Raw genomic sequence first — 25,732 nt, forward strand, 5'->3', positions numbered from 1 at the left:
GGCGGCACGGGAAAGCGCAGCGCGCTTTCCCGGTTCGTCTGTTTTGCTTATTTAGCGATCGACGAGCTCTTGAGACGGCCGAACGCGCCTTCGACCAGCGCCTTCTGCTGCTCGTAGTGCTTCGCGTAGTAGCCGACTGCTGGCGAGGCCGAAGCCGGACGGCCGCTGTACGCCAGCTTCTGCCCGTCCTTCATGCCTTCCTTCAGGTGATGCTCGATGTAGAACCACGGGCCTTGATTCTGCGGCTCGTCCTGCACCCAGACCACTTCGGTCGCGTTGTCGTACTTCTTCATTTCCGCTTCGAACTGCTTGTGCGCGAACGGATAGAGCTGTTCGATACGGACGATCGCGACGTCGTACTGCTTCGCTTCGCGGCGATGCGCGACGAGGTCGTAATACACGCGGCCCGAACAGACCACCACGCGCTTGACCTTCTTCGCGTCCACGGCTTCGTCCACTTCGCCGATGATCGGCTGGAACGCGCCCTTGGCCAGTTCGGACAGATCCGAGACGGCTTCCTTGTGGCGCAGCAGCGACTTCGGCGTCGCGACGATCAGCGGCTTGCGGAACAGGCGGATCATCTGACGGCGCAACAGATGGAAAATCTGCGCCGGCGTGGTCGGTTGAACGACCTGCATGTTGTGATCCGCGCACAGTTGCAGGAAACGCTCGATACGCGCCGACGAGTGTTCCGGACCCTGGCCTTCGTAACCGTGCGGCAGCAGCATCGTGAGACCCGAGACGCGGCCCCACTTCACTTCGCCCGACGAGATGAACTGGTCGATCACGACTTGCGCGCCGTTCACGAAGTCGCCGAACTGCGCTTCCCACGCGACGAACGTATTCGGTTCAGCGGTCGAGTAGCCGTATTCGAAACCGAGCACCGCTTCTTCCGACAGCACCGAGTCGATCACGTTGAACTTCGCCTGACCTTCGGCGATGTTCTGCAGCGGCACGTAGGTGCCGTCGTTCCAGCGTTCGCGGTTCTGATCGTGCAGCACCGCGTGACGGTGCGTGAACGTGCCACGGCCCGAGTCCTGACCGGTCAGGCGCACGGCATAGCCGGAGGCGACCAGCGACGCGAAGGCCAGGTGCTCGCCCATGCCCCAGTCGAGCTTGGCTTCGCCACGGCCCATCGCGCGACGGTCGTTGAGAACGCGCTCGACCAGCGGGTGAACCTTGAAGTTTTCCGGCACCGTGGTGATGCGTTCGGCAAGGCGCTTCAGTTCCGCGAGCGGCACGGCCGTGTCGGCTGCGTCGGTCCACTTGCGGTTCAGGAACGGCACCCAATCCACCGCGTACTTGCTCTTGTAGTTCGACAGGACCGGGTCGACCGTGTGGTGACCTTCGTCCATGGCCTTGCGGTAGGCCTTGACGAAATCGTCGCCTTCTTCCGCCGTGATCACGCCTTGCTGCACCAGCTTTTCAGCGTACAGCGCGCGCGTGCCCGGGTGCTTGGCGATGGTCTTGTACATCAGCGGCTGCGTGACCGCCGGCGTGTCCTGCTCGTTGTGACCCAGCTTGCGGAAACAGACGATGTCGACGACCACGTCTTTGTGGAACTGCATCCGGAAGTCGATGGCCAGCTGCGTAGCCAGCACGACCGCTTCGGGATCGTCGCCGTTCACGTGCAGCACCGGCGCTTCGATCATCTTGACGACGTCCGAGCAGTACAACGTGGAGCGCGAGTCGCGCGGATCCGACGTCGTGAAACCGATCTGATTGTTGATGACGATGTGCAGCGTGCCGTGCGTGCCGTAACCGCGCGTTTGCGCGAGGTTCAGCGTTTCCATCACGACGCCCTGGCCCGCGAACGCCGCGTCGCCGTGGATCTGCACCGGCAGAACCTGCAGGCCGCTGTCGTCGCCGCGACGGTCCATACGGGCCTTCGCCGACCCTTCGACCACCGGGTTGACGATTTCGAGGTGCGACGGGTTGAACGCGAGCGACAGGTGAACCGGGCCGCCTTCGGTCGAGACGTCCGACGAGAAACCCTTGTGGTACTTGACGTCGCCGGCCGGCAGGTCGTCGACGTGCTTACCTTCGAATTCGGCGAACAGGTCCGCCGGCATCTTGCCCAGCGTGTTGACCAGCACGTTCAGACGGCCGCGGTGGGCCATGCCGATGACGATTTCCTGGACGCCGTTGGCGCCGCCGTGACGCACGACCTCGTCCATCGCCGCGATGAAGCTTTCGCCGCCTTCGAGCGAGAAGCGTTTCTGGCCGACGTACTTGGTGTGCAGGAAGCGCTCGAGGCCTTCAGCGGCCGTCAAACGATTCAGGATGTGCTTTTTCTTGTCGTTCGAGAAATTCGGCGTCGAGCGGATCGACTCGAGCTTCTCTTTCCACCAGCGCTTCTGTTCCGGATCGCTGATGTACATGTACTCGGCGCCGATCGTGCCGCAGTACGTGTCACGCAATGCCTTGACGATCTCACGCAACGATGCGCGCTCGAAACCGAAATACAGGTTCGTGGCGCTGAACTCCTGGTCCAGGTCGGCTTCGGTGAAGTCGTAGAACGCGGGTTCGAGTTCGGGAATCGCGGGACGTTCGCGGCGCTTCAGGGGATCGAGATTGGCCCATTGCGAGCCGAGGAAGCGATATGCGCCGATGAGGGACTGCACATAGACTTGCTTGCGGGAGGTAGCGAGGTCTTCGCCGCCAGACGCCGCGCGCGGGATGAAGGCGTTAGCCTTGGCCCGTTGAGCAAACGATTCGACGATCGGGCCATGGGCCACGTCGTTGGCATTGCTGCCGTCCGATGCAGGAACATTCTGCAACGCGTCGAAATAGCTGCGCCAGTTCTCGGGCACTGACGCCGGATTGTCGAGATACGCTTCGTACATTTCTTCTACGTACGGAGCATTGCCGCCGAACAGATAAGAGTTCGACTGGAATTGCTTCATCATTTTTACGCTCACCTTTCTTCGAGTTTCTCGAGAAATAGCGGGTTACAGAACCTTCCGCGACACGGCCTGACCGTTTGGCGGATTGCGCGAATCAAGTCTTGCTTGGAAGGACCTAAAACTTTGCACCCGGGGAGCATATCACAGAACCGATACTCCAGATAGCAGACGGATTGCCGCTTAAGCCTTTTCCGACGGGGCTTTCGGGCCACTTTCAAGATAGTTAACAGTCTTCTGCGGCAAACGGGGCCAATAGTCTGCCAACTTGCATCAGGGCGCATTGAGTTAGATGCGCGCAGAAACGGCAAAAGCCACCCGAAGGTGGCTTTTGCCTGACAGCGAACCGGGTTTGGCGCCCGGTTATCCGCGTGCTTGATCCATTGCGCTGCTTAGTCCACTGCGCCCTTACGGCTTGCGCTGCGGCGCTCGTGTTCCTTCAGGTAACGCTTGCGCAGACGGATGGATTGCGGCGTGACTTCGACCAGTTCGTCGTCGTCGATGAATTCGACCGCGTATTCCAGCGACATCTGGATCGGCGGCACGAGGCGCACCGCTTCGTCGGTACCTGACGAACGCACGTTGGTCAGTTGCTTGCCCTTGATCGGGTTCACGACCAGGTCGTTATCACGGCTGTGAATGCCGATGATCATGCCTTCGTACAACGGCTCGCCCGGCGACACGAACATACGGCCGCGATCCTGCAGCTTCCACAGTGCGTACGCGACAGCCGCGCCGTCGTCCTGCGAAATCAGCACGCCGTTGCGACGCTCGCCGACCGCGCCTTCCTTGACCGGCTGATACGAGTCGAACGTGTGGCTCATCAGGCCCGTGCCGCGCGTGAGCGTGAGGAATTCCGACTGGAAGCCGATCAGGCCACGCGCCGAAATACGGTACTCGAGACGCGTACGGCCACGACCGTCCGACGCCATGTCGAGCATTTCGCCCTTGCGGCGGCCCAACTCTTCCATCACGCCACCTTGATGGCCGTCTTCCATGTCGACGGTCAGGTTTTCGTACGGCTCGTGCTTCACACCGTCGATTTCCTGCATCACCACGCGCGGACGCGACACGGCCAGCTCGTAGCCTTCGCGGCGCATGTTTTCCACCAGAATGGTCAGGTGCAGTTCACCGCGGCCCGCCACTTCGAACGTGGTTTCGTCGCCGGTTTCCTTCACGCGCAACGCGACGTTGTGGTTCAGCTCCTTCATCAGGCGGTCACGAATCTGACGGCTCGTGACGAACTTGCCTTCGCGACCGGCCAGCGGCGACGAGTTGACGAGGAAGTTCATGGTCAGCGTCGGTTCGTCGACGGTGATCATGGGCAGCGCTTCCGGTTGTTCCGGTGCGCAGATGGTCACGCCGATACCGATTTCCTCGATACCGTTGATCAGCACGATGTCGCCGGCTTCAGCCGACTCCACCTGCACGCGCTCCAGACCCTTGAACGACAGCACCTGGTTGATCTTGCGGTTCAGGATCGCGCCGTCAGGGCCCGAACGAACGGCAACCGCCATGCCTGGCTTGATCGTGCCGCGCGTGATACGGCCCACGCCGATACGGCCAACGTACGACGAATAGTCCAGCGACGTGATCTGCAATTGCAGCGGCGCAGCCGGATCGGCCGGGCGAACCGGCACGTGCTTCAGCACGGCTTCGAACAGCGGACGCATGTCGCCTTCGCGCACGTCCGGGGTCAAACCCGCGTAGCCGTTCAGGCCCGATGCGTAGACGATCGGGAAGTCGAGTTGTTCATCCGTTGCGCCCAGCTTGTCGAACAGGTCGAACGTCTGGTTGATCACCCAGTCGATCCGCGCGCCCGGCCGGTCGACCTTATTGATCACGACGATCGGCTTCAGGCCGAGCGCCAGCGCTTTCTTGGTCACGAAGCGCGTTTGCGGCATCGGGCCTTCGACCGCGTCCACCAGCAGCAGCACCGAGTCGACCATCGACAGCACGCGTTCCACTTCGCCGCCGAAGTCGGCGTGGCCCGGGGTGTCGACGATGTTGATGTGCGTGCCTTCGTACTCGACCGCGCAGTTCTTCGACAGAATCGTGATGCCACGTTCTTTTTCGATGTCGTTCGAGTCCATCACGCGCTCGACGACCTGCTGGTTGTCACGGAACGTGGCGGTCTGACGGAGCAGCTGGTCGACGAGCGTGGTCTTACCGTGGTCGACGTGGGCAATGATGGCGATGTTGCGTAGGGCGCGGGTCATAGGAAACCTGGAGACAGTTGGAGTGCGCCGCTTGCTTATGCCGGTTACTTATCGGTTGCCTGATAAACCACGAAACCACGACAAGCCCAAAGCGCACTTTTGGGAACCCAAAATTATAGCACGCAGAAATGAAGCTTTCTGGTATTCCCCGATAGACCCTGCTGGCGTCCCTGTCGTTGCGCGCGCAACTCTCTCTCCGTGGCGCTCGGCGCAACCTACGCAAACCCGCGCGCATCATGCCTTGAGTCGCAATAGATCCTTGCCTAAGCTGTAATAACGCTTGCCGCGTCAATCAATGGGCCCCTATAATCCTGCCTAGTCAACCATTGCATTCGCACGAGAATCATGACGGAGCATTCTCCTACTCCCACGTCGGACCTCAGTCAGTATCAGCTCGGCGAAAGCGTCGGCTATCTGCTGTCGCGCGTGAAATCGACCATGTCGAATCTGGTCACGCAACGCAGCATGGCCGAATTGGGCATCACCAGCCAGCAAGGCAGCATCCTGTTCATGGTGGCGAGCGGCAAGTGTCTGCTGGCGGCCGAACTGGCGCGCGAATACGGCATCGACGCGAGCGCGGTCACGCGTCTGGTCGACCGTCTGGAGAAGCGCGGCCTGCTGACCCGCGTGCGCAGCAATGAAGACCGGCGCGTGGTGCGCCTCGCGCTGACCCCGGAAGGTCACGCGATCGCGGCGAAAATGCCGGCCATTTTCAACGGTGTGCTGGACGACCTGCTCAACGGTTTCACCCCCGAGGAAGTGGGCTTTCTGAAGAGCATGTTGCGCCGTGTGCTCGTCAATTCCGGTGAACAAACGGGACTAACCCGTGATGCAGCAAGCAATTTCGACAGCAAATCGTCATAGATTGCTTGCAGTGTCCATCATTAAATTCCACTCAAAGAGTCGAGCGATGAAATCCCTTTCCCTGTCCGCGTCCGCGCTTTCGCGCCGGACCGCTGTCGCCGCCGCGGTGACGGCGCTCGCCCTCACGGGGTGCGCGAACTACTTCGGCATGAAAAGCGACAAGCAGATCTCGTCGCCGGCTCAGTACGAGTCCTCCCAGAGTCTGTCGGGCCAGGGCGGCCAGTGGCCGTCGCTCGACTGGGCCAACCAGTTCGGCGACCCGCAATTGCCCAAGCTGATCGCGGAAGCGCTGGAAGGCAGCCCGTCGATCGCGCAGGCACAGGCGCGGCTCGCGAAGGCGTCGTCGTATATCGAAAGCTCGCGCTCGGCGCTGTATCCGAAAGTCAACGGCAGCTATTCGTGGACCCGCGAACTGTTCTCCGGCAACGCGCTCTACCCGCCTCCGTACGGCGGCACCTGGTATAGCGAGAACAACGTGCTCACCAGCGCGTCGTGGGATCTCGACCTGTGGGGCAAGAATCGCCAGCGTCTCGGCCAGGCCGTGTCGCAGGAAAAGGCCGCCGAGGCCGACATGCAGCAGGCGCGCGTCACGCTCGCCGCGTCGGTGGCGAGCTCGTATAACCAGCTCGCGCAGCTCTATGCGTTCCGCGATATCGCCGCCCGCGAGATCGCCAACCGCCAGGATATCGGCCGCATTACCAACGGACGCGTGGCCGCCGGTCTCGACACCAATGTGGAGCGGCAGACCGCGAACGGCAACATCGCGACCAGCCAGTCGAATTTGACCGACCTCGACGGCCAGATCACCGTGGTGCGATACCAGTTGGGCGCGCTGCTCGGCAAGGGCCCGGACCGCGGCCTGCAGATCGACAAGCCGGTGCTGACCAACGGCAACGCCGTGGCGCTGCCGGATAACCTGCCGGCCGACCTCGTCGCGCGTCGTGCGGATATCGTCGCCGCACGCTGGCAAGTGGAAGCCGCGATGCACGACGTGAAGGAAGCCAAGGCCGAATTCTTCCCGGACGTGAATCTCGCGGCCGGCGTCGGCTTCGACGCGTTCGGCTGGGGCCGTTTCCTCAAATCCGGCAGCCGTCAGATGCAACTCGGCCCGGCGATCCATCTGCCGATCTTCGACGCCGGCGCGCTGCGCTCCCAGTTGAAGGGCCGTTTCGCCGATTTCGACCTGGACGTGGCGAACTACAACCAGACGCTGATCAACGCGCTGTCGGACGTCGCGACGCAAGTCTCGTCGATCCGTTCGATCGACCAGCAGTCCGGCGATGCCCAGCGCGCGCTCGACGCGTCGACCAAGGCGTACCAGCTGGCCGTGATCCGCTATAAGGCCGGGCTGTCGCCGCAGTTGCAGGTGCTGACCGCCGACCAGAACCGCCTCGCCGCCGAACAGACGGTCACCAGCCTGACGATGCGCCGCCGCGATATGCAGATCGGCCTCATCAAGGCGCTGGGCGGCGGCTTCGACGCGACGCAAACCGGCCTCGTGGCGCCGACCGATGCTCCGGCATCGGCCACCGCCGCGACCGCGGCGGCCAACTGAACGCATCGCACGAAGCCACACCCAACACGCAGAACACCCGAATAAACGACGACGTTCAAGAGAACCCGGAGCACATCAATGAGCACCCCCCAGCAGCCCGCGGCTAACCCCCAACCGGCCCAACCGGCGAACAACGGCAAACGCAAGCGCATGATGACGCTGCTCGTCATCGTGATCCTGATCGCCGCGATCGCCTACGGCCTTTACTACTTCCTCGTCGCGCGCTTCCACGAAGACACCGACGACGCTTACGTGAACGGCAACGTCGTGCAGATCACGCCGCAGGTCACCGGCACCGTGGTCGCCGTGAACGCGGACGACACGCAGACCGTCAAGGCCGGCGATCCGCTGGTCGTGCTCGATCCGGCCGACGCGCGCGTCGCGCTGGAGCAGGCCGAGGCGAATCTGGCGCAAACGGTGCGCCAGGTGCGCGGCCTGTTCGCCGACGACAACCAGTACGAAGCGCAAGTCGCCCAGCGCCAGTCGGATCTGTCGCGCGCTCAGGACGACCTGAAGCGCCGCCTGGCCGTCGCGCAGACCGGCGCGGTGTCACTGGAAGAAATCTCGCACGCCCGCGACGCCGTGAAGAGCGCGCAGGCCTCCGTCGACGCCGCCCAGCAACAACTGGCGTCGAACCGCGCCCTCACTGCCAACACCACGATCGCGAATCACCCGAACGTGCAGGCGGCTGCCGCGAAGGTGCGCGACGCGTACCTGAACAACGCGCGTAACAACCTGCCGGCGCCGGTCACGGGCTATGTCGCGAAGCGTTCGGTGCAGGTCGGCCAGCGCGTTTCGCCGGGCACCCCGCTGATGGCGATCGTGCCGCTCGGCGGCGTGTGGGTCGATGCGAACTTCAAGGAAGTGCAACTGAAGTACATGCACATCGGCCAGCCGGTCGAACTGACGGCCGACGTGTACGGTTCGTCGGTGGTGTATCACGGCAAGGTGGTCGGCTTCTCGGCGGGCACGGGTTCGGCGTTCTCACTGCTGCCCGCGCAGAACGCGACCGGCAACTGGATCAAGGTGGTACAGCGTCTGCCGGTGCGGATCGCGCTCGATCCGCAGGAACTTGAAAAGCATCCGCTGCGTATCGGCCTGTCGATGCAAGCCGACGTCAGCATCAAGGATCAGAGCGGCGGCCAGCTCGGCGAAGCGCCGAACACGGTCTACCAGACCAACGTGTTCGAGAAGTACGGCGATCAGGCCGACGCGGAAATCGCCCGCATCATCTCGGAAAATGCAGGCCCGAACGGCGGCACGCCGAAGCCGGCGCAAGCGGCCGCGGCTTCGGCCAAACCCGCAGCAAAACTGATGTAAGCGGCGCGACGATTCATACAAGGTTTTTTTAATGGCTCAGGCTCAGGCGCAAGTCCCTCACCCGCCGCTCGAGGGCGCGCAACTGGTGATCGGCACCATCGCGGTGTCGCTTGCCGTGTTCATGAACGTGCTCGACACGTCGATCGCGAACGTGTCGATTCCGTCCATTTCGGGCGACCTCGGCGTGTCGTCCGACCAGGGCACGTGGGTGATTACGTCGTTCGCGGTCGCCAATGCGATCTCCGTGCCGCTGACCGGCTGGCTTACCCAACGGTTCGGGCAGGTGCGCCTCTTCATGGCGTCGATCATTCTGTTCGTGATCTCGTCGTGGATGTGCGGCCTCGCGCCGACGCTGCCCTTCCTGCTCGCCTCGCGCGTGCTGCAAGGCGCGGTGGCCGGCCCGATGATTCCACTGTCGCAAACGCTGCTGCTCGCCAGTTATCCACGCGCCAAGGCGCCAATGGCTTTATCGATGTGGGCGATGACCACGCTGATCGCGCCGGTGGCGGGGCCGATTCTCGGCGGCTGGATCTCGGACAACATCTCGTGGCCGTGGATCTTCTACGTCAACATTCCGGTCGGCGCGATTGCCGCCGGGGCGACATGGATGATCTTCCGCAACCGCGATTCGGAAATCAGAAAAGCACCGATCGACGGTGTCGGTCTCGGCTTGCTGATCCTCTGGGTCGGCTCGCTGCAGGTCATGCTCGACAAGGGCAAGGACCTCGACTGGTTCTCGTCGACGACCGTCGTCGTGCTGGCGCTCACCGCGGTGATCTCGCTCGCATTCTTTATCGTGTGGGAACTGACGGCCGAGCATCCGGTGGTCGATCTTTCGCTGTTCAGCCGGCGCAATTTCACGAGCGGCACGATCGCGCTGTCGATCGGTTACGGGCTGTACTTCGGCAACCTCGTGTTGCTGCCGTTGTGGCTGCAAACCGATATCGGCTACACCGCCACCGAAGCCGGTCTCGTGATGGCGCCGGTCGGCCTGTTCGCGGTGCTGCTGTCGCCGATTACCGGCAAGGTGCTGCCGCGAACCGACCCGCGTTATATCGCGACGCTGTCGTTCCTCGTGTTCGCGCTGTGTTTCTGGATGCGCTCACGTTACACGACCGGCGTCGATACCTATTCGCTGCTGGTACCCACGTTGATTCAGGGGATCGGCATGGCCGGGTTCTTTATCCCGCTGGTATCGATCACCCTGTCCGGCTTGCCGGGCAACCGGATTCCGGCGGCATCCGGGCTGTCGAATTTCGTGCGGATCATGTGCGGCGGTATCGGCACCTCGATCTTCCAGACGGCCTGGGATCACCGCACGATCATGCATCACGCGCAACTGGCTGAGCAGGCGAGCGCGTACAACCCGGTGTTCGATCAGTCGATCCGGCAGATGGGCGCAGCCGGTTTCAGCCAGCCGCAAGCGTATGGTCTGTTCAACACGATGGCCACGCAGCAGGCCGCGCAGTTGGGCGTGAACGATCTGTTCTTTGTGTCAGCGGGGATTTTCGTCGCGCTGATCGCGTTGATCTGGATGGCGCGCCCGGAACGTGCGGGTGGCGATGCAGGCGCGGCGGCTGCGGCGGCGCATTGAGATTCGGGTGGGTTAGCGCGCGTTAGAGACGATCTGGTGTGACGTGACGTAAAAAAGGCGGGGCCGCTATCGAGCGGTCCCGCCTTTTCATTTGTGGCGCGTACGTTTGGCTGCCGCGTTGGTGTCGTCTTAACTCTCCGCGGTAACCACCAACCGCTCGGGCGCCAGCACACCCTCGCCCGGCTTCGCGACGCCAAGCAGACGGCCTGCCGCCGCATACACCCTGACACGCGGCGCATTCGCCGCTTCAGCACTGATGCTCAACTCCGACAGTTTCAGCCGCTGACCGTGCAGGAAGCGGCGCGTCGCGTCTTCGTTCAGCTCGACTGCCGGGAACGTCGACAGCAATGCATCGACCGGTTGCAGCCACGTATCACGCTCCGCTTCCGTGGCGTCGGACAACGCGTCGAGCGTCACCGAGTTCTCCAGCGTCAACGCACCGACCCCGGTGCGCCGCAGTGCGACCAGATGCGCGCCGCAACCCAACGCTTCGCCGATATCCTCGGCCAGCGTGCGCACGTACGTCCCCTTGGTGCAGGTCACCCGGAACGTCGCGTCCGGCAGCGCGCAGGCGAGCAGGTCGAGCTTGAGGATCGTCACCTGGCGCCCTTCCCGTTCGACCGTCTGGCCGGCGCGCGCGTATTCGTACAGCGGTTTGCCGTCGCGCTTGAGCGCCGAATACATCGGCGGAATCTGGGTGATTTCGCCGAGGAAACGGCTCATGGCCGCCTGAACGGCGGCCTCGTCGCACGTGACGACGCGCGTGTCGATCGCTTCGCCTTCGGCGTCACCGGTGGTCGTACGAATGCCCAGGCGCAGGGTGGCCTCGTAGGTCTTGTCGGCTTCGAGCAGGTCCTGCGAGAACTTGGTCGCTTCGCCGAAACACAGCGGGAGCAAACCCGTGGCGAGCGGATCGAGCGTGCCGGTATGGCCCGCCTTTTTTGCCAGATAGAGACGCTTCGCGCGAATCAGCGCGTCGTTGCTCGACAGGCCGAGCGGCTTGTCGAGCAGCAGCACGCCGTCGAGCGCGCGACGCGGCACGCGGGGACGTTGAGGTGCGGTCATGTCAGAAAGACGGAGTCTTCGATGGATACGGAAAACGACGCGGGATGCGCTGCGGATTGATGGCTTCGGCTCGATGCTTTCGGCTCGACGCCGTCAGCAACCGGGCCCGCCGCGCCCTCAATCTTCTTTCGCGCGACTGGCGTTGGCTTCGTCGATCAGCTTCGACATCTCCACGGCCCGCTCGATCGTCTGGTCGTAGTGAAAATGCAGCGTCGGCACGGTATGGATGTGCAGACGTTTGAACAACTGATTGTGCAGATGGCCGGCCGCGTGGATGAGCGCTTCGAGCGTCTGTTGCGGGTCACCCGTCAGCGTCGTGAAATAGACCTTGGCGTGCGCGTAATCCGGCGTGAGTTCGACACTTTGAATCGTGACGATACCGATCCGCGGATCCTTGACCTCGCGCAGCAGCTCGGACAGATCGCGCTGGATCTGATCGGCAATCTGCACGTTACGATTGGGAGAAGTACGTTTTTTAGGCATGGTGTTATGTGATCCGCTGGGCGGATGCAAAAAAGTGGGTTCGCACAGCGGCGACTTGCCGATGGTTCGTGGCGCGACGCCTGAGCGGCTCCATTCCATTCACGACAAGTCAGACCGCCTGCGCGAAACGGCGGGCCCAAAAACAACGGGCGGAGCGGGCGTTAAAGCCCGCTCCGCCCGTTGAGCCGTGCCGCGTGAATTACAGCGTACGCGCGACTTCGGTAATCTCGAAGACTTCGAACTGATCGCCTTCGACGATATCGTTGAAGTTCTTGATCGACATACCGCACTCGAAGCCTTGACGGACTTCCTTGACGTCGTCCTTGAAGCGCTTGAGCGAATCGAGCTCGCCCGTGAAGATGACGACGTTGTTGCGCAGTACGCGCACCGACGACGAGCGCTTGACGAAACCGTCCGTGACCATACAACCCGCCACCGCGCCGATCTTCGGTACCTTGAAGACCTGACGCACTTCGACCGTACCGGTGATGATTTCGCGTTTCTCCGGCGCCAGCATGCCCGACATCGCGGCCTTCACGTCATCTACTGCGTCATAGATGATGTTGTAGTAGCGAATATCCACACCGTTGGATTCCGCCAGCTTGCGAGCCTGCGCATCCGCACGTGTGTTGAAGCCGATTATGACCGCCTTCGACGCCGTTGCCAGGTTGACGTCGGACTCGCTGATACCACCCACGGCGCCGTGCACGATCTGTACGCGCACTTCGTCTGTCGACAGTTTGAGCAGCGACTGCACCAACGCTTCCTGCGAACCCTGCACGTCGGCCTTGACGATGAGCGGCATGTACGCCACTTCGCCTTCGGTCATCTGTTCCAGCATGTTCTCGAGCTTCGCGGCCTGTTGCTTGGCCAGCTTGACGTCGCGGAACTTGCCTTGACGGAACAGCGCGACTTCACGTGCCTTGCGGTCGTCCGGCATGACAATGACTTCTTCGCCAGCCTGCGGGACTTCCGACAGCCCCTGAATTTCGACCGGGATCGACGGGCCCGCCGACTTGGTCGGCTTGCCGGTTTCGTCGAGCATGGCTCGCACACGGCCGTAAGCGCTACCTGCCAGCACCACGTCGCCGCGGTTCAGCGTACCCGACTGAACCAGGATCGTTGCCACCGGACCCTTACCCTTGTCGAGCTTCGCTTCAATTACGAGACCCTTGGCCGGTGCTTCGACCGGTGCCGTCAGTTCCAGCACTTCGGCTTGCAACAGCACTTGCTCGAGCAGATCGTCGATGCCCGCGCCAGTCTTGGCCGACACCGGCACGAACGGCGATTCGCCACCGTACTCTTCCGGCACGACGCCTTCGGCGACGAGTTCCTGCTTCACGCGTTCCGGATTCGCATCCGGCTTGTCGATCTTGTTGATCGCGACGACGAGCGGCACGCCGCCCGCCTTCGCGTGGGCGATCGCTTCCTTCGTTTGCGGCATCACGCCGTCGTCGGCTGCGACCACCAGAATCACGATGTCGGTTGCCTTCGCACCGCGAGCACGCATGGCCGTGAAGGCTTCGTGACCCGGCGTGTCGAGGAACGTGATCACGCCACGCGGCGTTTCCACGTGGTACGCGCCGATGTGCTGCGTAATCCCGCCCGCTTCACCCGCTGCTACCTTCGCACGACGGATGTAATCGAGCAGCGAGGTCTTGCCGTGGTCGACGTGACCCATGACCGTGACGACCGGCGGACGCGGCAACGCTTCCGCATCCGAGATTTCGCCTTCGACCAGCATGGCTTCCGGATCGTCCAGCTTGGCCGCCACCGCGTGGTGCCCCAGTTCCTCGACGATGATCATCGCCGTTTCCTGGTCCAGCATCTGGTTGATCGTGACCATCTGGCCGAGCTTCATCATCGATTTGATGACTTCCGACGCCTTCACCGCCATCTTGTGCGCCAGATCGGCGACCGTGATGGTTTCCGGCACGTGCACTTCACGCACGATCGGTTCGGTCGGCGCCTGGAACGTGGTGTTCTGATCCTGATGCTTGCCGCGACCCTTCGGGCCACCGCGCCAGCCACGATCGACACCGCCGCTCGTGTCGCCGCGCGTCTTGATACCGCGGCGCTTGGCGGCGTCGTCCTGCCAGCCGCCCTTACCGCCGCCCGGCTTCTTCTTGTCGCCGACAGCCGGCGTGGTTGTAGCAGCCGGAGCCGCGGCAGCCGGTTTCTTGGCAGCCGGACGTGCAGGCGCCTCACCCGCCGGACGCGCCGGCTTGTGCAGCGTGCCCTTGGCCTCTGCGGCCTTGGCCGGCTCGGCGGGCTTCGGTGCCGGTTCCGGCGCCTTGACCTGTGCCTTGCGCGGCGTGTTCATCATTTCGCGGATCGCACGTGCTTCGGCTTCAGCCGCGGCACGGCGCTTGGCGATTTCTTCCTGCTCGGCGCGCGCTTTTTCGGCTGCCTGACGCGCTGCGTCTTCGGCCTTCTTCGCGGCTTCGCGTTGCGCTGCGCGTTCTGCCGCGGCGCGTTCGTCGTCCTGCTCGCTTTCCTTCGCGACCACCGGCTCGGCGACCTTGGCAGCGGCCGGCTCGGCCTTGGCCGTTACTGGCTGCGCGGCTTGCGTTGCCGTTTGCGGAGCTTTCTCGCGGGTTGCCGCCTCGGCCGCAGCCGCTGCGCGCTTCTTCGCCGCGTCTTCTTCCGCGCGACGGCGCTCGGCTTCAGCAGCCTGCTCGCGCGCCTGACGCTCGGCTTCTTCGCGCTCGAGTTGTTCCTGACGCGCCTTCAGCTCCTGAGCCTGCTTTTCGAGCAGCTCAGCTTCGTGACGAGCTTCCTCTTCACGACGCTGCAGTTCGAGATCGTCGACTTCGACCTCGACATCTTCGGCCACATGATTCGATGCATCCCCGCCTTCACCGGCGGCTTCGTCGCGGCGGACGAAAGTGCGCTTCTTGCGCACCTCGACCTGAATGGTGCGAGCTTTGCCCGTCGCATCGGACTGCTTGATCTCCGACGTATGCCGTTTGGTCAGCGTGATCTTGCGCTTGTCTGCATCAGTCGAGCCGTGAGACTTGCGCAAGTGGTCGAGCAGACGCGCTTTGTCCGTTTCGGACAAAGCGTCGGCTTCGCTCGCCTTGGTGACGCCAGCCGCCTGCAGCTGCTCAAGCAGCACGCCTGCAGGCATTTTCAGTTCCGCGGCAAATTGGGCTACGTTGTTACTCGCCATTCATTCCTCTTAATGCAAGGACCGATTCCTTGCGGTTAGCATCGGGTCATGCGGCCTGACGGCCGCGTTCAATTTAGTGCGCCATGGTCATTTCTCACTGGAACCAGTGTTCACGTGCTTTCATGATCAACGCCTTAGCGGCATCCTCTTCCATCCCGGTCATCTCGACCAGTTCATCCACAGCCAGTTCGGCGAGTTCGTCGCGCGTCTGGACCTGGTGTTCAGCCAGCTTTGCGAGCAGGTCGGCATCCATGCCGTCCAGGCTCTTCAGGTCGAGCGCTACATTTTCGACCTTTTCTTCATTCGCGATAGCCTGCGTCAGCAACGCGTCGCGCGAGCGATTACGCAGTTCGTGAACGGTGTCTTCGTCGAATGCTTCGATTTCAAGCATTTCGTTGAGCGGCACGTAGGCAATCTCTTCGAGGCTCGTGAAGCCTTCGTCGATCAGGATGTCGGCGACTTCTTCGTCGACATCGAGACGCGCCATGAACAGGTCACGCAGTACACCGCGTTCCTGATTCTGCTTTTGCGCGGATTCGTCCGGCGTCATGATGTTGATCTGCCAGCCGGTGAGTTCGCTGGCAAGACGCACGTTCTGGCCGCTGCGGCCGATCGCGACCGCCAGTTCGTTTTCGTCTACGACGACGTCCATCGAATGCTTTTCTTCGTCGACGACGATCGACTGGACAGCTGCCGGCGCGAGGGCGCCGATCACAAACTGGGCGGGATCTTCCGACCATAGCACGATGTCGACGTTTTCGCCACCGAGCTCGTTACGCACAGCCTGCACGCGCGAACCGCGAATACCGACGCACGTGCCGATCGGATCGATGCGCTTGTCGTACGCGATCACGCCGATCTTGGCGCGCACGCCAGGATCGCGGGCCGCCGCCTTGATTTCAAGCAGGCCCTGTTCGATTTCCGGCACTTCCATTTCGAACAGCTTCATCAGAAATTCGGGCGCCGTACGCGACAGTTCGATCTGCGGACCACGCGCGGTGCGATCGACCTTCGCGATGTAGGCGCGCACGCGGTCGCCCACGCGCAGGTTTTCCTTCGGAATCAGCTGATCGCGGCGCAGCAGCGCTTCGACGCGGCCGGTTTCGACGATGAAGTTGCCCTTGTCGAGACGCTTCACCGAGCCGGTCATGATGTGCTCGCCGCGCTCGAGGAAGTCGTTCAGGATCTGCTCGCGCTCAGCGTCGCGCACCTTCTGCAGAATCACCTGCTTGGCGGCCTGCGCGCCGATACGACCGAATTCGATCGACGGCACCGGTTCTTCGATGTATTCGTCGAGCTGAATTTCGGGTTGCTGTTCGCGCGCTTCGAACAACAGGATTTCCTGATCCGGTTCCTGCAAACCGGCTTCGTCCGGCACGACCTTCCAACGACGAAACGTTTCGTGCTCGCCGCTTTCACGGTCGATATGGACGCGGATATCCGCATCTTCTTCGAAGAGTTTCTTGGAGGCCGAAGCGAGAGCCGCTTCGAGCGCGGCATATACCACGTCTTTATCGACGTTCTTCTCGCGTGCCAGCGCATCCACCAGCATCAACACTTCGCGACTCATTGTTTGCGGCTCCTAAAGTCAACTTTCGGAACGAGGCGTGCTTTGTCCATGTCCGCGAGCGTGAAATCGAGCATCGCGGCGCCTTCCTTCCCTTCAAATTCCAGACCGATCGTTTCGCCTTGCGGAGCATGCAGGATGCCCCGGTACGATTTCCGTCCGTCCAATGGCTTTTTCAATGTGATTACCACTTCGCTGCCTGCGAAGCGTTCGAAATCCGCCAGTTTCTTAAGCGGGCGATCGAGACCCGGCGACGACACTTCAAGCCGCTCGTAATCGATATTTTCGACCGTCAGAACGTGCTGGAGCTGACGCGTGACTTTCTCGCAGTCTTCAATCCCGATGCCGGCCGGCTGGTCGATATAGATACACAACATGCCGCGCCCGGTGCGCTCGAGATCGACGAGCTCGTAGCCGAGTCCCACGACCGTGGTTTCAATCAGTTCCGTCAGTTGCACAATGCCCTCTTAGATGTTCGCGCAGCGAGCCTGCCGCTTGTTTTGCAAACAACCAATGCGGGCCGCGCGCCAAGCTGGCGCACGTTCGTGCTACCCGAGATGCCGAACCACGAGGAACTGAGCGGCAAAAAAAAATGGGCTAAACGCCCATCATCTTATTACCGGTGGTCGCACCTGAGCCGCACATAAAAAGCCGCACGCCCAGCGACTCCGCGATTGTAGCCATTTTTCGGGACAAACGCAAACCGCAGAACGCCGTGCGAAGCGCATTTCCGCTTGATTTCATGGGAATCTTTCGAGGATATGACGGCATTGCGAGGCTTTTGCAAGGCGGCTTGTACCGCGCCCGCCCGCGCCCGACAGTGAGGGGAAAAGAAACCTGCCCCTACTTTTATCTACAGCGTGGTTTTATGGGTTGCAGGAACCGACGAGACGTTTCGATCGATCTCGACGGCGGCCTCCTGCAATCGCTGAAGAACGATGAGCGGCCGACCGTCACAGAGAGATTACCTGCCGCCCCAGGAGAGCCCTGACGGTTGCATAACAGAAGCTCGAAGAACCTGACCGCTCGTCGCAGCCCGTTAAGTCTGTTAATAGCCGCTCAAGGCCTCACCAAGGCTGCCTTAACGCCCGCGTGTCCGGCCGCGCGGTGCGCCGCCGCTACGATTGGCGCCGCCACCCGGGTTAGCGTTGCCGCCGCCGGCGCGGTTGCCGTTGCCGCCACGGTTGGCACCCGGCCCGCGACCGCCACCGTTGCCGGGATTGGGGCCGGCACCGCCGGCGCGCTTACCGCCGCCCGCCGCGCGATTGCCGTTGCCTGACGGCGCGCGATTGCCGTCGATATCGCGGCCACCACGCGGGCCTGCCGCGCCACCGCCCATCGGACCCGCGAAACCACCCGCACTGCGACCCGCACCGCGATTACCGTAGCCGCCACCGAAACCACCACCTGCGCCACCGGCCCCGCCTGCACCGCCGCCGAAGCCACCACCCGCCACGCCGCGCCGGCCTTGACCGCGTGGCTGCTGCTGATCGAAGCGGCCATGCGACATCAGCACCGGCTCACGGTTGATAAAGCCCATCGACGTTTGCATCGGATCCGGCTGCTTGCGCTCCGGCGCCGAATTGCGGCTGCCGCGCTCTTCCGACGGCGCCTTCAGGCCGACCGACGCCATCAGCGCGCGTACCTGATTGTCTTCGAGCTCTTCCCAGCGGCCGCGCTTCAGGCCCTTCGGCAGCGAAATCGGGCCGTGACGCGTACGGATCAGACGGCTGACCATCAGCCCGGCCGCTTCGAACATCCGACGCACTTCGCGGTTCCGCCCTTCGGCGAGCGCGACGTGATACCAGTGATTCGTGCCTTCGCCGCCGCCGTCGCGGATGCGCAGGAAATTCGCCGGCCCGTCTTCCAGCTCGACGCCGTGCAGCAGCTTCTGGCGCATGCCTTCGGCCAGCTGGCCGACCACACGCACCGCGTATTCACGCTCGACGCTATAACGTGGATGCATGAAACGGTTCGCCAGGTCGCCGGACGTGGTCAGCATCAGCAGACCTTCGGTATTGAAGTCGAGACGGCCGACCGCGAGCCACTTGGCGGTTTTCATCGGCGGCAACTTGTCGAACACCGACGGACGGCCTTCCGGATCGGCGTGGCTGACGATTTCGCCGGTCGGTTTGTGATACAGCAGCACGCGCGGCGGCTTGCTGGCGAGCTTGCGCTTGACCGGCTTGCCGTTGATGCGGACCTGGTCGGTCGGCATGATGCGCTGGCCGATGTGAGCCGGCTCGCCGTTCACCGACACCCGGCCGGCGACGATCAGCTCTTCCATGTCGCGACGCGAGCCCATGCCGGCCTCGGCCAGCACCTTGTGCAGTTTGGGTGCATCGTCGTCGGCGGCCAGCACGCGCTTGGGCGCGGCAGGCTTGCCACGGCGCAGCATCGGCGCGGGCGCGCCGCCGGTCGTGCCGTTATCCGCATCGAATGCGGGCGACGTGACGTACGAGAACAGATCATCCTGGCCTCCTTCGGGCGCTGCAGATGCAGTTGCGCCCGCCGGCGCCTCGGCGCCGCGGCGCCCCTGGCGCTGCCCACCTTCACGCGGCTGACGCTCACGCTGACCTTCACGAGGCGCGCCATCGCGCTGACCGCCTTCACGCTTTGCGCCACCGGCCGCGTTGCGGCGCTGCCCTTGACCCTTCGCGCCTGCGTCTTTGCGCGGCATCCGCACTTGCGCGACGACTTCGCCGTCCGGCGGCGCTTCGGTGACGACCGGCGCACCTTGCGCGGGCGCGCCTTCGGCGCCCTTCGTCTTCGCTCCGGCGCGGCGGCGCGCGATCAGGCTGCGCGGGCCGCGACGCAGGCCGCGGCGCGGACGGTCTTCGCCGTCTGCTTCCGCGGTCTGCGCAGGGCGTTCGCCCTCGGCAGCCGACGCTTGCTTGTTGCGCGTTTCGTCAGCACGCGCCGACGGCACGGCGCGGTCGGATTCGGACGAATCGGTGTCGTGGGTATGTGTCAAAACAACCTCAAAATGTCAGGTCGCGCACGCCCATTGCGGGCGCGGCAAAAAAGTTCGGTTACGTCAGGCGCTGCGCGACTCGGGTTCGTCGTCGGTCAGAATGCCTGCGTCCTGTGCGGCATCGCGATGATCTTCAGAATCGTCGTGCGCCGCCGTGGTCGGGTTCGGCTCGGCGGCGTGCTCCGTATCGCGGAGTACGCCCGAGTCGTGCGCGGGTATTGCCGGATCGGTCTGGGAGACCGGATCGTGATGCGGTGCAGACTCGGCGACGCCGGCCTGCGGTTCAACGTTTGCCGTTTCTTCGGCATGTTCTTGCGCGGCCGGAGCGCTCGCGGCAGCCGGATGCGTGTCCGGCGTGGACGCGGAGCCGGCCATGCCAGCGTTCGGTAGCGGCGCCTCGCCTGCTGCTTGCGGAATATCCTGATCTTCGCCTGCGGCAATCGCGTCAAGCGATTCATCCGCAATCACCTCTGCCTCGCTAGCGCCGGATTCCATCGCCGCGCCTGGTGAACCCTCTTCTTCATCCGAGATCGAAGCCTGCGCAGCGGTTCCGATGTCGGCAAACTCGATGGCGTGCTGGCCAAGCAAGTCCGCGTTCAACTGCGCCGACGGATCGGCCAGTGGCGGCAATTCGTCGAGCGCCCTCAATCCGAGGTCGTCGAGAAACTGACGCGTGGTCGCGTACAGCGCCGGACGCCCCGGCACGTCGCGATGACCGATCACTTCGATCCAGTTGCGATCCTCGAGCTGCTTGACGACCTGCGTATTCACCGTCACGCCGCGAATCTCTTCGATATCGCCGCGCGTGACCGGCTGCCGATAGGCAATGATCGCGAGCGTTTCGAGCACCGCGCGCGAATATTTCGGCGGTTTCTCAGGATGCAAACGATCCAGATACGAGCGCATCGCGGGCTTGCTTTGAAACCGCCAGCCCGACGCCAGCCCGACCAGCTCCACACCGCGCCCCGACCAGTCATGCCTGAGGTCTTCGAGCAAAGTTCGAACGGTGTCTGCCGACACGCCGTCGGCAAAGAGCTTGCGCAACTCGCCGAGCTTTAACGGCTCCTGCGCGCAGATCAAGGCAGTCTCGAGGACGATCTTCGCCTCTTGGGTATTCATGCAGCTAGGTCAGACCCTGTGGTCAAAGAACCGGATCAAACAGACGATTTGGAACTGAAGACGCGCTCGCCCGATTCTGATCGGTCATATTGATGGGAGCACGCACCGGGGGGTGGCGAAACAGACTATCGAGCCAAACCCAGCCGGACGGAGCAGCGAAATTCCTGAAAGGAACCGCGTGACTGAGCGCCATATTACGCAAAAACAATCGGTGCGTAAAGACGAAATCCCCGGCGCATTTTCCAGCAAGACGTTGGCGGACATGCTTTTGAGAAAAAACGGGAGTAATTGGACAAAAAACAGAGTTTTCTTGGTCAATCCCGTTCGAACGGCTCCCGTCTCGCTCTTTTCCGCCATTCATTCGAGCCGCTTAACCCGCAGCACCGTGTTGTGCGAGGAAGCGTTTGAGACGCTCGACACCCGCATCCAGCCGCGCCGTGTCGCACGCGTAGCACCAGCGCACGAAGCGTTCGCCCTGCGGCCCGAACGCGCTGCCCGGCGCCAGGCCAAGCCCCACCTCGCGCACCATCGATTTACAGAGGTCGAGACTACGGGTTGCGCCCGGCATCGAGAAAAACAGGTACATCGCGCCCGGCGGCGCCTTGACGTCGACACCCGGGATGCCCGAAAGCGCGCGCGTCAGATGATCGCGTGACGCCTTTAGATCGAGCACCAGCTCCTGTGTAAAGCGTTCGCCCTGCTGGACGGCCACGATACCCGCCTGCTGCACGAAAGCGGGCGCGCACGACGTGTTGTATTCGACCAGCTTGCCCAGATCGTCCATCAACGCGGCCGGCGCGACGATCCAACCGAGTCGCCAGCCGGTCATGAGCCAGGCCTTTGAAAACGAGTTGACGCAGATCACGCGCTCGTCGCGCGAGGCGAGATCGAGAAACGACGGCGCGGTACGCGATCGCGTGGTGCCCGCGACGGCGTCCGCGTCAGCGTAGTACAAGCGCTCGTAGACCTCATCCGCGACGATCCAGATGCCTTGGCGCCGGCAATGCGCCAGCACGGTACGCTGCTCGTCGCGGCTCATCACCCAGCCAGTCGGATTGTTCGGCGAGTTGACCAACAGCATTTTCGTCTCCGGCGTCAGCGCCGCGAGCAACCGCGCCATGTCGAGCTGCCAGCCGTGCTCGCCATAGCCGAGCGCGACAGTTTCCACCTGCGCGCCGAGAATCTTGGGAATTTCGACCAGATTCGGCCACAGCGGCGTCACCGCGACGACACGATCGCCCGCGCCCACCACCAGTTGCGCCGCGAGCATTAGCGCGTTGACGCCCGCGCTCGTCACCGCAATGTGGTCCGGCGACGTCGAGCCGTGCAGTTCGCCGACATATTGCGCGAGCGCGGCGCGCAGCGGCGCGATACCCAGGTTGTGCGTGTAGAACGTTGCGCCGGCGGCCAGTGCCGCGCTGGCGGCGTCGCGAATAAAGGCCGGCGTGACCCGGTCGGATTCGCCGAACCAGAAGGGCAACACGTCGTCGACGCCGAAACCGGCATTGGCGACTTCGCGGATTTGCGAAGGACGGAGTGCGCGCACGGCGTCACGCGCGTTGGGGACGGAGGGCACAGGCAGATCCGATTCGCTCATCGAGACATCCAGACAGACGGTGGAGGATAGGGTTTGGCGTTCAGCAGCGCCGACAGTTTAGCGTGAGGGTTGTTTCGGTGACGACCAGGCCGGCGGGGAAAGCGCACGCACACGCGCCCGCGCTCGGCCACGGTCGCCGCAAGCGCATTGCCGCCCGCCCAGGCGCCCGGCCTGCGCCGTCAAACCAGATCCTCGGCACGCGCCGGCAATTCGCGGATCAGCCCCCACACCGCTTCCGCCGCCGGCGACAGTGAGCGGTCGCGCCGTCGCACCAGTTCGACCGTGCGCTCGGCGCGTGGCACGAGCGGCCGCGCCACCAGCGAAGCCCCGGCCGGCAGCGGCAACGCCAGCCACGGCAGGACGCTCACGCCCACGCCGGCTTCGACCAGCCCAAAAACGGTCGCGGAATGCCCCAGCTCCTGCACGACCGTGGCGCTTACGCCGTATTCCTGCATCACGGCGTCGATGATCGGCCGGCTGCCCGACGCGTAGTCGAGCATGACGAGCTGCTGGCTTTCGAGGTCGGTCCAGGCCACCTGCGACTTCCGCGCCAGTGGGTGATCGTCGCGCGACACGACGCAGAACGAATCGGTCATGAGGGACTCGCTGAGCAGATCGTCGGCGGAAAACGGGCCGATGATCACGCCGAAATCCACCTCGCCCGATTTGACCTTGCGCACCACGTCGCTCTGCACGTCGTCGCGCAAACCCAGCGTTACATAAGGAAACTGCCGCCCGCAAGCCGCCACCACGCCGGGCATCAGGCGGCACGCCACCGTCGGGCTGGCGGCCACCACCACCCGGCCGCGGCGTTGCTCGCCGATTTCGCGAATCTCGCGCAAGGCGTCGTCGAGATCGGTCAATAACCGCGACACGCTCGACACCAGATTGCCGCCGACATCCGTCAACTGCACCTCGCGCGTGGTCCGATCGATCAGCTTCAGGCCGATCTCACCCTCCAATTCCCGCACGCAACGGCTGACGGCCGACTGCGTCAGACCGATCTCATCCCCCGCCCGGCTGAAGCTTTGCAAGCGTGCGACCTCAATGAAAACCCTTAGTTGCCGCAGCGTCACATTCATTTACCAACCTCATCAATTTCGCCGTTTAATGCGCATTGTATGGTGAAACCGGCGCCCCTCCTCGCTTTTAAGCACATCGCTGCAATGCAGCAATAAGGCGCAAACGCACGCTGGACGGGCCTGATTGCACAAGATTGGTGATTGTCCTGATTTGCGGGATGGGTTTTTTGGATTCTCATACGCCCCTAGCTAGCGCCCGCGCTGGCCCGCTGTCACAGGGCTTTCAGGCGGTCGGACTCAACTTGGCACACTTCCTGCATTTACATGCACACAGGGTCGGCGCCATGACTTCTGACTGCATAGCAGACCGTGGCAAGCCCGACCCCCCTTGGCACTCGCCTATCGAGTGCATGGAGAGTGCGCGGCGCGGGGCAGCGCACCGGAGTTAGCTTCGCTGAGGTGAAACATGATGCTGTTCGACGATTTGAGAGACAACGAGTGGGCGCTGGTCGAGGCTTTGTTCTGTGCGGAGCCCGCACGCAGCGAGCGGCGCGGCCGGCCACGCGTGGAAGCACGCGCGGTCGTCAATGCCGTGCTGTGGGTGCTGTCGACGGGCGAAGGCTGGTCCAAGCTGCCGGGCCGCTATCCGTCGCCGCCGACCTGCCGCCGCCGTTTCGACGAGTGGCAAGCCGATGGTACGCTCGCCGAAATAGTTAAGCGACTCAACACGAGCGGTCGTGAAGTTTCGCTGCGCGGCCGCATTGGCGCCACCGCGGCGAAGCCGCCAGCACCGCCGAGCCGTGACCGTCTGCGTGGCGCGTTCTGGACCAATCCGGAATCGTGGCGCGCGCCGGTCAAGATGGCCTGACGCGAATTGTTTTGCCTCCGGGCGCCTGCGGGCGCCCGGCGTGTATCTGGGCCGCCGTGCGTCCGTATCGACGTCTGCCGGCTCCGGATGGGCACCGCCCTCGGCGCGCCCACCACCGTCGTCCCTTCCCGCCGGGCCAAGCTCGATATCGCGCGACTTCAGACGCCTGAAGCCGCGCGTTTGTTGCGGATGAAACATCCATTTACTATTACTTACAGCGTGCTTTCGCAACCCGGCATACCTTATGGCTATGCAAACAGGCCGTGAATCGATCGGCTTGACGGGAGCTCAGCATGAAACCAATGTCACTGCTTCTGTGCGGCATTGTGATTTCATCAATGGCCGCACCGGCGCTTGCCCAGCAGCGCCCCGAAGGATGGAACTGGCGGCCGGAACGAACGGCCAGCCTGGAAGCCTGGCAACAGGGTGACGCGCGCGGCCGTGATTTCACGCCGCCGGCGCCGCGTGGCGATCTGCGCGGCGATATCGCCAGTAACGTGCGTGCGCGGCCGGATATGCCGCGTGAGAATGCGCCACGCCGACGTTAAGGCGCGACCGCGTCGTCGAATTGAATCGCTGGGGAACCAGGCGGCATTGCGCTAGTCTGATTTAATGCCATTAGCACAGCGTGGCAGTAGTAAATCCGGTACGCCCGTATCCTCGCGATACGGGCTTTTTTTTGGGCGATTCCGGGCGGGAGCGGCAAGCACGTAGCAGCCCACGGCGCCGCGCGGAGCGGGTGAAAGTAGTGTGCAAAAACAGGAGCGCCCCGAGAGTAGGACCGCCGCAGCAATACCGCCACTTCCAGCCGCGCGAAGCGGCCGGAAAGCAGCGTCAGCGTCCCTGTCTACGGCGCTAGGACCGGAGGACTTCGAGCGCGGCGGCTGGCCGCGTTTCCGCAGGGGTGACGACGTAGTCGTTCATGCGCTGTGCGGTCCAGCTGAGCAGGCGTTCGTCGTGCGCGAGCCGATTGAATTCGGCTCTGCCCCGCTCGGTGAGCACGGCGATATCGACAGGTGCGTGAAATCCCGGAGCCGGTGCGACGGTGCGTTGACGAACGGTGTCCATCAGACCCAGCGTGCGAAGATATTGGAAAACACCCGGCCTTCTGGCCCATGGGACCTGGCGATATTGCGCCCGCCGCAGCGCTTCAAGTACCGCTTCGTTGGAATACGTGGTCATCTCACTTCTTTCTTAAAGTGCAGCTATGACACATTTATGCCCAACACGTCACCGCGCCACCAGTGACGCGCTCAGCACCCGCCCTTGGCTGGAATCTGGCTGCATCTCGTGCGGCCGAATCCGCCAGGTGCTGCCTGGCCTCGTTTTCGGAACCCCCGTCTGAACGGCATGTTAGCGTTCTGTCCACGAACCGACGATGCAACCGCTGCGGCGCGATAGCAAGCCCGT

Annotated in this window: 16 protein-coding genes and 2 pseudogenes; 6 read left to right on the forward strand and 12 right to left on the reverse strand. The window is 63.2% G+C overall.

The window, feature by feature from the left end; translation table 11 throughout:
* Positions 1–47: 47 nt before the first annotated feature.
* On the reverse strand, positions 48–2,909 hold the full coding sequence (locus BX591_RS23395) for a 2-oxoglutarate dehydrogenase E1 component (RefSeq protein WP_111933681.1): 2,862 nt from the start codon (positions 2,907–2,909) through the stop codon (positions 48–50).
* 386 nt (positions 2,910–3,295) lie between these two features.
* A complete protein-coding gene (gene typA / locus BX591_RS23400; RefSeq protein ID WP_111933682.1) occupies positions 3,296–5,122 on the reverse strand; it encodes a translational GTPase TypA in 1,827 nt (608 codons plus the stop codon).
* Positions 5,123–5,467: 345 nt separating this feature from the next.
* Between typA and BX591_RS23405 the strand changes: the two genes are divergently transcribed.
* The 4 genes and pseudogenes from BX591_RS23405 to BX591_RS23420 form a co-directional block, all read left to right on the forward strand.
* Positions 5,468–5,986: a MarR family winged helix-turn-helix transcriptional regulator gene (locus BX591_RS23405; protein ID WP_111933683.1), complete on the forward strand. Its 519-nt coding sequence runs from the start codon at positions 5,468–5,470 to the stop codon at positions 5,984–5,986.
* A gap of 46 nt (positions 5,987–6,032) precedes the next feature.
* Positions 6,033–7,541 carry an efflux transporter outer membrane subunit gene (locus BX591_RS23410; RefSeq protein WP_111933684.1) on the forward strand — a complete coding sequence of 503 codons (1,509 nt, stop codon included), beginning with the start codon at positions 6,033–6,035 and terminating at the stop codon, positions 7,539–7,541.
* A gap of 78 nt (positions 7,542–7,619) precedes the next feature.
* Positions 7,620–8,861, forward strand: a complete 1,242-nt coding sequence (locus BX591_RS23415; RefSeq protein ID WP_111933685.1) for an HlyD/EmrA/EmrK family protein — start codon at positions 7,620–7,622, stop codon at positions 8,859–8,861.
* 19 nt (positions 8,862–8,880) lie between these two features.
* A pseudogene (locus BX591_RS23420) lies at positions 8,881–10,455 on the forward strand (DHA2 family efflux MFS transporter permease subunit); the annotation flags it as partial.
* Between the two features lie 129 nt (positions 10,456–10,584).
* Here the strand turns inward: BX591_RS23420 and truB are convergent.
* The 9 genes from truB to BX591_RS23465 form a co-directional block, all read right to left on the reverse strand.
* Positions 10,585–11,520 (reverse strand): tRNA pseudouridine(55) synthase TruB, encoded by a 936-nt coding sequence (gene truB / locus BX591_RS23425; protein ID WP_111933687.1) that lies wholly within the window; start codon positions 11,518–11,520, stop codon positions 10,585–10,587.
* 117 nt (positions 11,521–11,637) lie between these two features.
* A complete protein-coding gene (rbfA, locus tag BX591_RS23430) occupies positions 11,638–12,003 on the reverse strand; it encodes a 30S ribosome-binding factor RbfA (protein ID WP_111933732.1) in 366 nt (121 codons plus the stop codon).
* 199 nt (positions 12,004–12,202) lie between these two features.
* Entirely contained in the window at positions 12,203–15,175 is a 2,973-nt protein-coding gene (infB, locus tag BX591_RS23435; protein WP_111933688.1) for a translation initiation factor IF-2, read from the reverse strand.
* 94 nt (positions 15,176–15,269) lie between these two features.
* Positions 15,270–16,745: a transcription termination factor NusA gene (nusA, locus tag BX591_RS23440; RefSeq protein WP_111933689.1), complete on the reverse strand. Its 1,476-nt coding sequence runs from the start codon at positions 16,743–16,745 to the stop codon at positions 15,270–15,272.
* Positions 16,742–17,200, reverse strand: coding sequence for a ribosome maturation factor RimP (gene rimP / locus BX591_RS23445; protein WP_035550921.1), 459 nt, complete (start codon positions 17,198–17,200; stop codon positions 16,742–16,744). Before rimP ends, nusA begins: the two co-directional genes overlap by 4 nt.
* Before the next feature lie 623 nt (positions 17,201–17,823).
* Positions 17,824–19,716: a 23S rRNA pseudouridine(2605) synthase RluB gene (rluB, locus tag BX591_RS23450; protein WP_111933690.1), complete on the reverse strand. Its 1,893-nt coding sequence runs from the start codon at positions 19,714–19,716 to the stop codon at positions 17,824–17,826.
* A 63-nt stretch (positions 19,717–19,779) separates the two neighbouring features.
* On the reverse strand, positions 19,780–20,835 hold the full coding sequence (gene scpB / locus BX591_RS23455; RefSeq protein WP_111933691.1) for an SMC-Scp complex subunit ScpB: 1,056 nt from the start codon (positions 20,833–20,835) through the stop codon (positions 19,780–19,782).
* Between the two features lie 370 nt (positions 20,836–21,205).
* A complete protein-coding gene (locus BX591_RS23460) occupies positions 21,206–22,432 on the reverse strand; it encodes a pyridoxal phosphate-dependent aminotransferase (RefSeq protein ID WP_111933692.1) in 1,227 nt (408 codons plus the stop codon).
* 179 nt (positions 22,433–22,611) lie between these two features.
* Entirely contained in the window at positions 22,612–23,514 is a 903-nt protein-coding gene (locus BX591_RS23465; protein WP_111933693.1) for a LysR family transcriptional regulator, read from the reverse strand.
* A 409-nt stretch (positions 23,515–23,923) separates the two neighbouring features.
* Between BX591_RS23465 and BX591_RS23470 the strand changes: the two are divergent.
* Together BX591_RS23470 and BX591_RS23475 are read left to right on the forward strand one after the other, a co-directional pair.
* A pseudogene (locus tag BX591_RS23470) lies at positions 23,924–24,319 on the forward strand (transposase); the annotation flags it as partial.
* A gap of 296 nt (positions 24,320–24,615) precedes the next feature.
* The gene (locus tag BX591_RS23475; protein ID WP_111933694.1) at positions 24,616–24,870 is read left to right on the forward strand and encodes a hypothetical protein; all 255 of its coding nucleotides are present in this window, start codon (positions 24,616–24,618) and stop codon (positions 24,868–24,870) included.
* Between the two features lie 307 nt (positions 24,871–25,177).
* Here BX591_RS23475 and BX591_RS23480 read toward each other — a convergent pair whose 3' ends face one another.
* Entirely contained in the window at positions 25,178–25,504 is a 327-nt protein-coding gene (locus BX591_RS23480; RefSeq protein WP_111933695.1) for a hypothetical protein, read from the reverse strand.
* Positions 25,505–25,732: the final 228 nt, after the last annotated feature.

Source organism: Paraburkholderia bryophila (assembly GCF_003269035.1).
Taxonomy (GTDB): domain Bacteria; phylum Pseudomonadota; class Gammaproteobacteria; order Burkholderiales; family Burkholderiaceae; genus Paraburkholderia; species Paraburkholderia bryophila.

Bases quoted from the DNA above. Each gene is read 5' to 3' on its own strand.
- BX591_RS23395 (WP_111933681.1), bottom strand. From the start codon at position 2,909: ATGATGAAGCAATTCCAGTCGAACTCTTATCTGTTCGGCGGCAATGCT.
- typA (WP_111933682.1), bottom strand. From the start codon at position 5,122: ATGACCCGCGCCCTACGCAACATCGCCATCATTGCCCACGTCGACCAC.
- BX591_RS23405 (WP_111933683.1), top strand. From the start codon at position 5,468: ATGACGGAGCATTCTCCTACTCCCACGTCGGACCTCAGTCAGTATCAG.
- BX591_RS23410 (WP_111933684.1), top strand. From the start codon at position 6,033: ATGAAATCCCTTTCCCTGTCCGCGTCCGCGCTTTCGCGCCGGACCGCT.
- BX591_RS23415 (WP_111933685.1), top strand. From the start codon at position 7,620: ATGAGCACCCCCCAGCAGCCCGCGGCTAACCCCCAACCGGCCCAACCG.
- truB (WP_111933687.1), bottom strand. From the start codon at position 11,520: ATGACCGCACCTCAACGTCCCCGCGTGCCGCGTCGCGCGCTCGACGGC.
- rbfA (WP_111933732.1), bottom strand. From the start codon at position 12,003: ATGCCTAAAAAACGTACTTCTCCCAATCGTAACGTGCAGATTGCCGAT.
- infB (WP_111933688.1), bottom strand. From the start codon at position 15,175: ATGGCGAGTAACAACGTAGCCCAATTTGCCGCGGAACTGAAAATGCCT.
- nusA (WP_111933689.1), bottom strand. From the start codon at position 16,745: ATGAGTCGCGAAGTGTTGATGCTGGTGGATGCGCTGGCACGCGAGAAG.
- scpB (WP_111933691.1), bottom strand. From the start codon at position 20,835: ATGAATACCCAAGAGGCGAAGATCGTCCTCGAGACTGCCTTGATCTGC.
- BX591_RS23460 (WP_111933692.1), bottom strand. From the start codon at position 22,432: ATGAGCGAATCGGATCTGCCTGTGCCCTCCGTCCCCAACGCGCGTGAC.
- BX591_RS23465 (WP_111933693.1), bottom strand. From the start codon at position 23,514: ATGAATGTGACGCTGCGGCAACTAAGGGTTTTCATTGAGGTCGCACGC.
- BX591_RS23475 (WP_111933694.1), top strand. From the start codon at position 24,616: ATGAAACCAATGTCACTGCTTCTGTGCGGCATTGTGATTTCATCAATG.
- BX591_RS23480 (WP_111933695.1), bottom strand. From the start codon at position 25,504: ATGACCACGTATTCCAACGAAGCGGTACTTGAAGCGCTGCGGCGGGCG.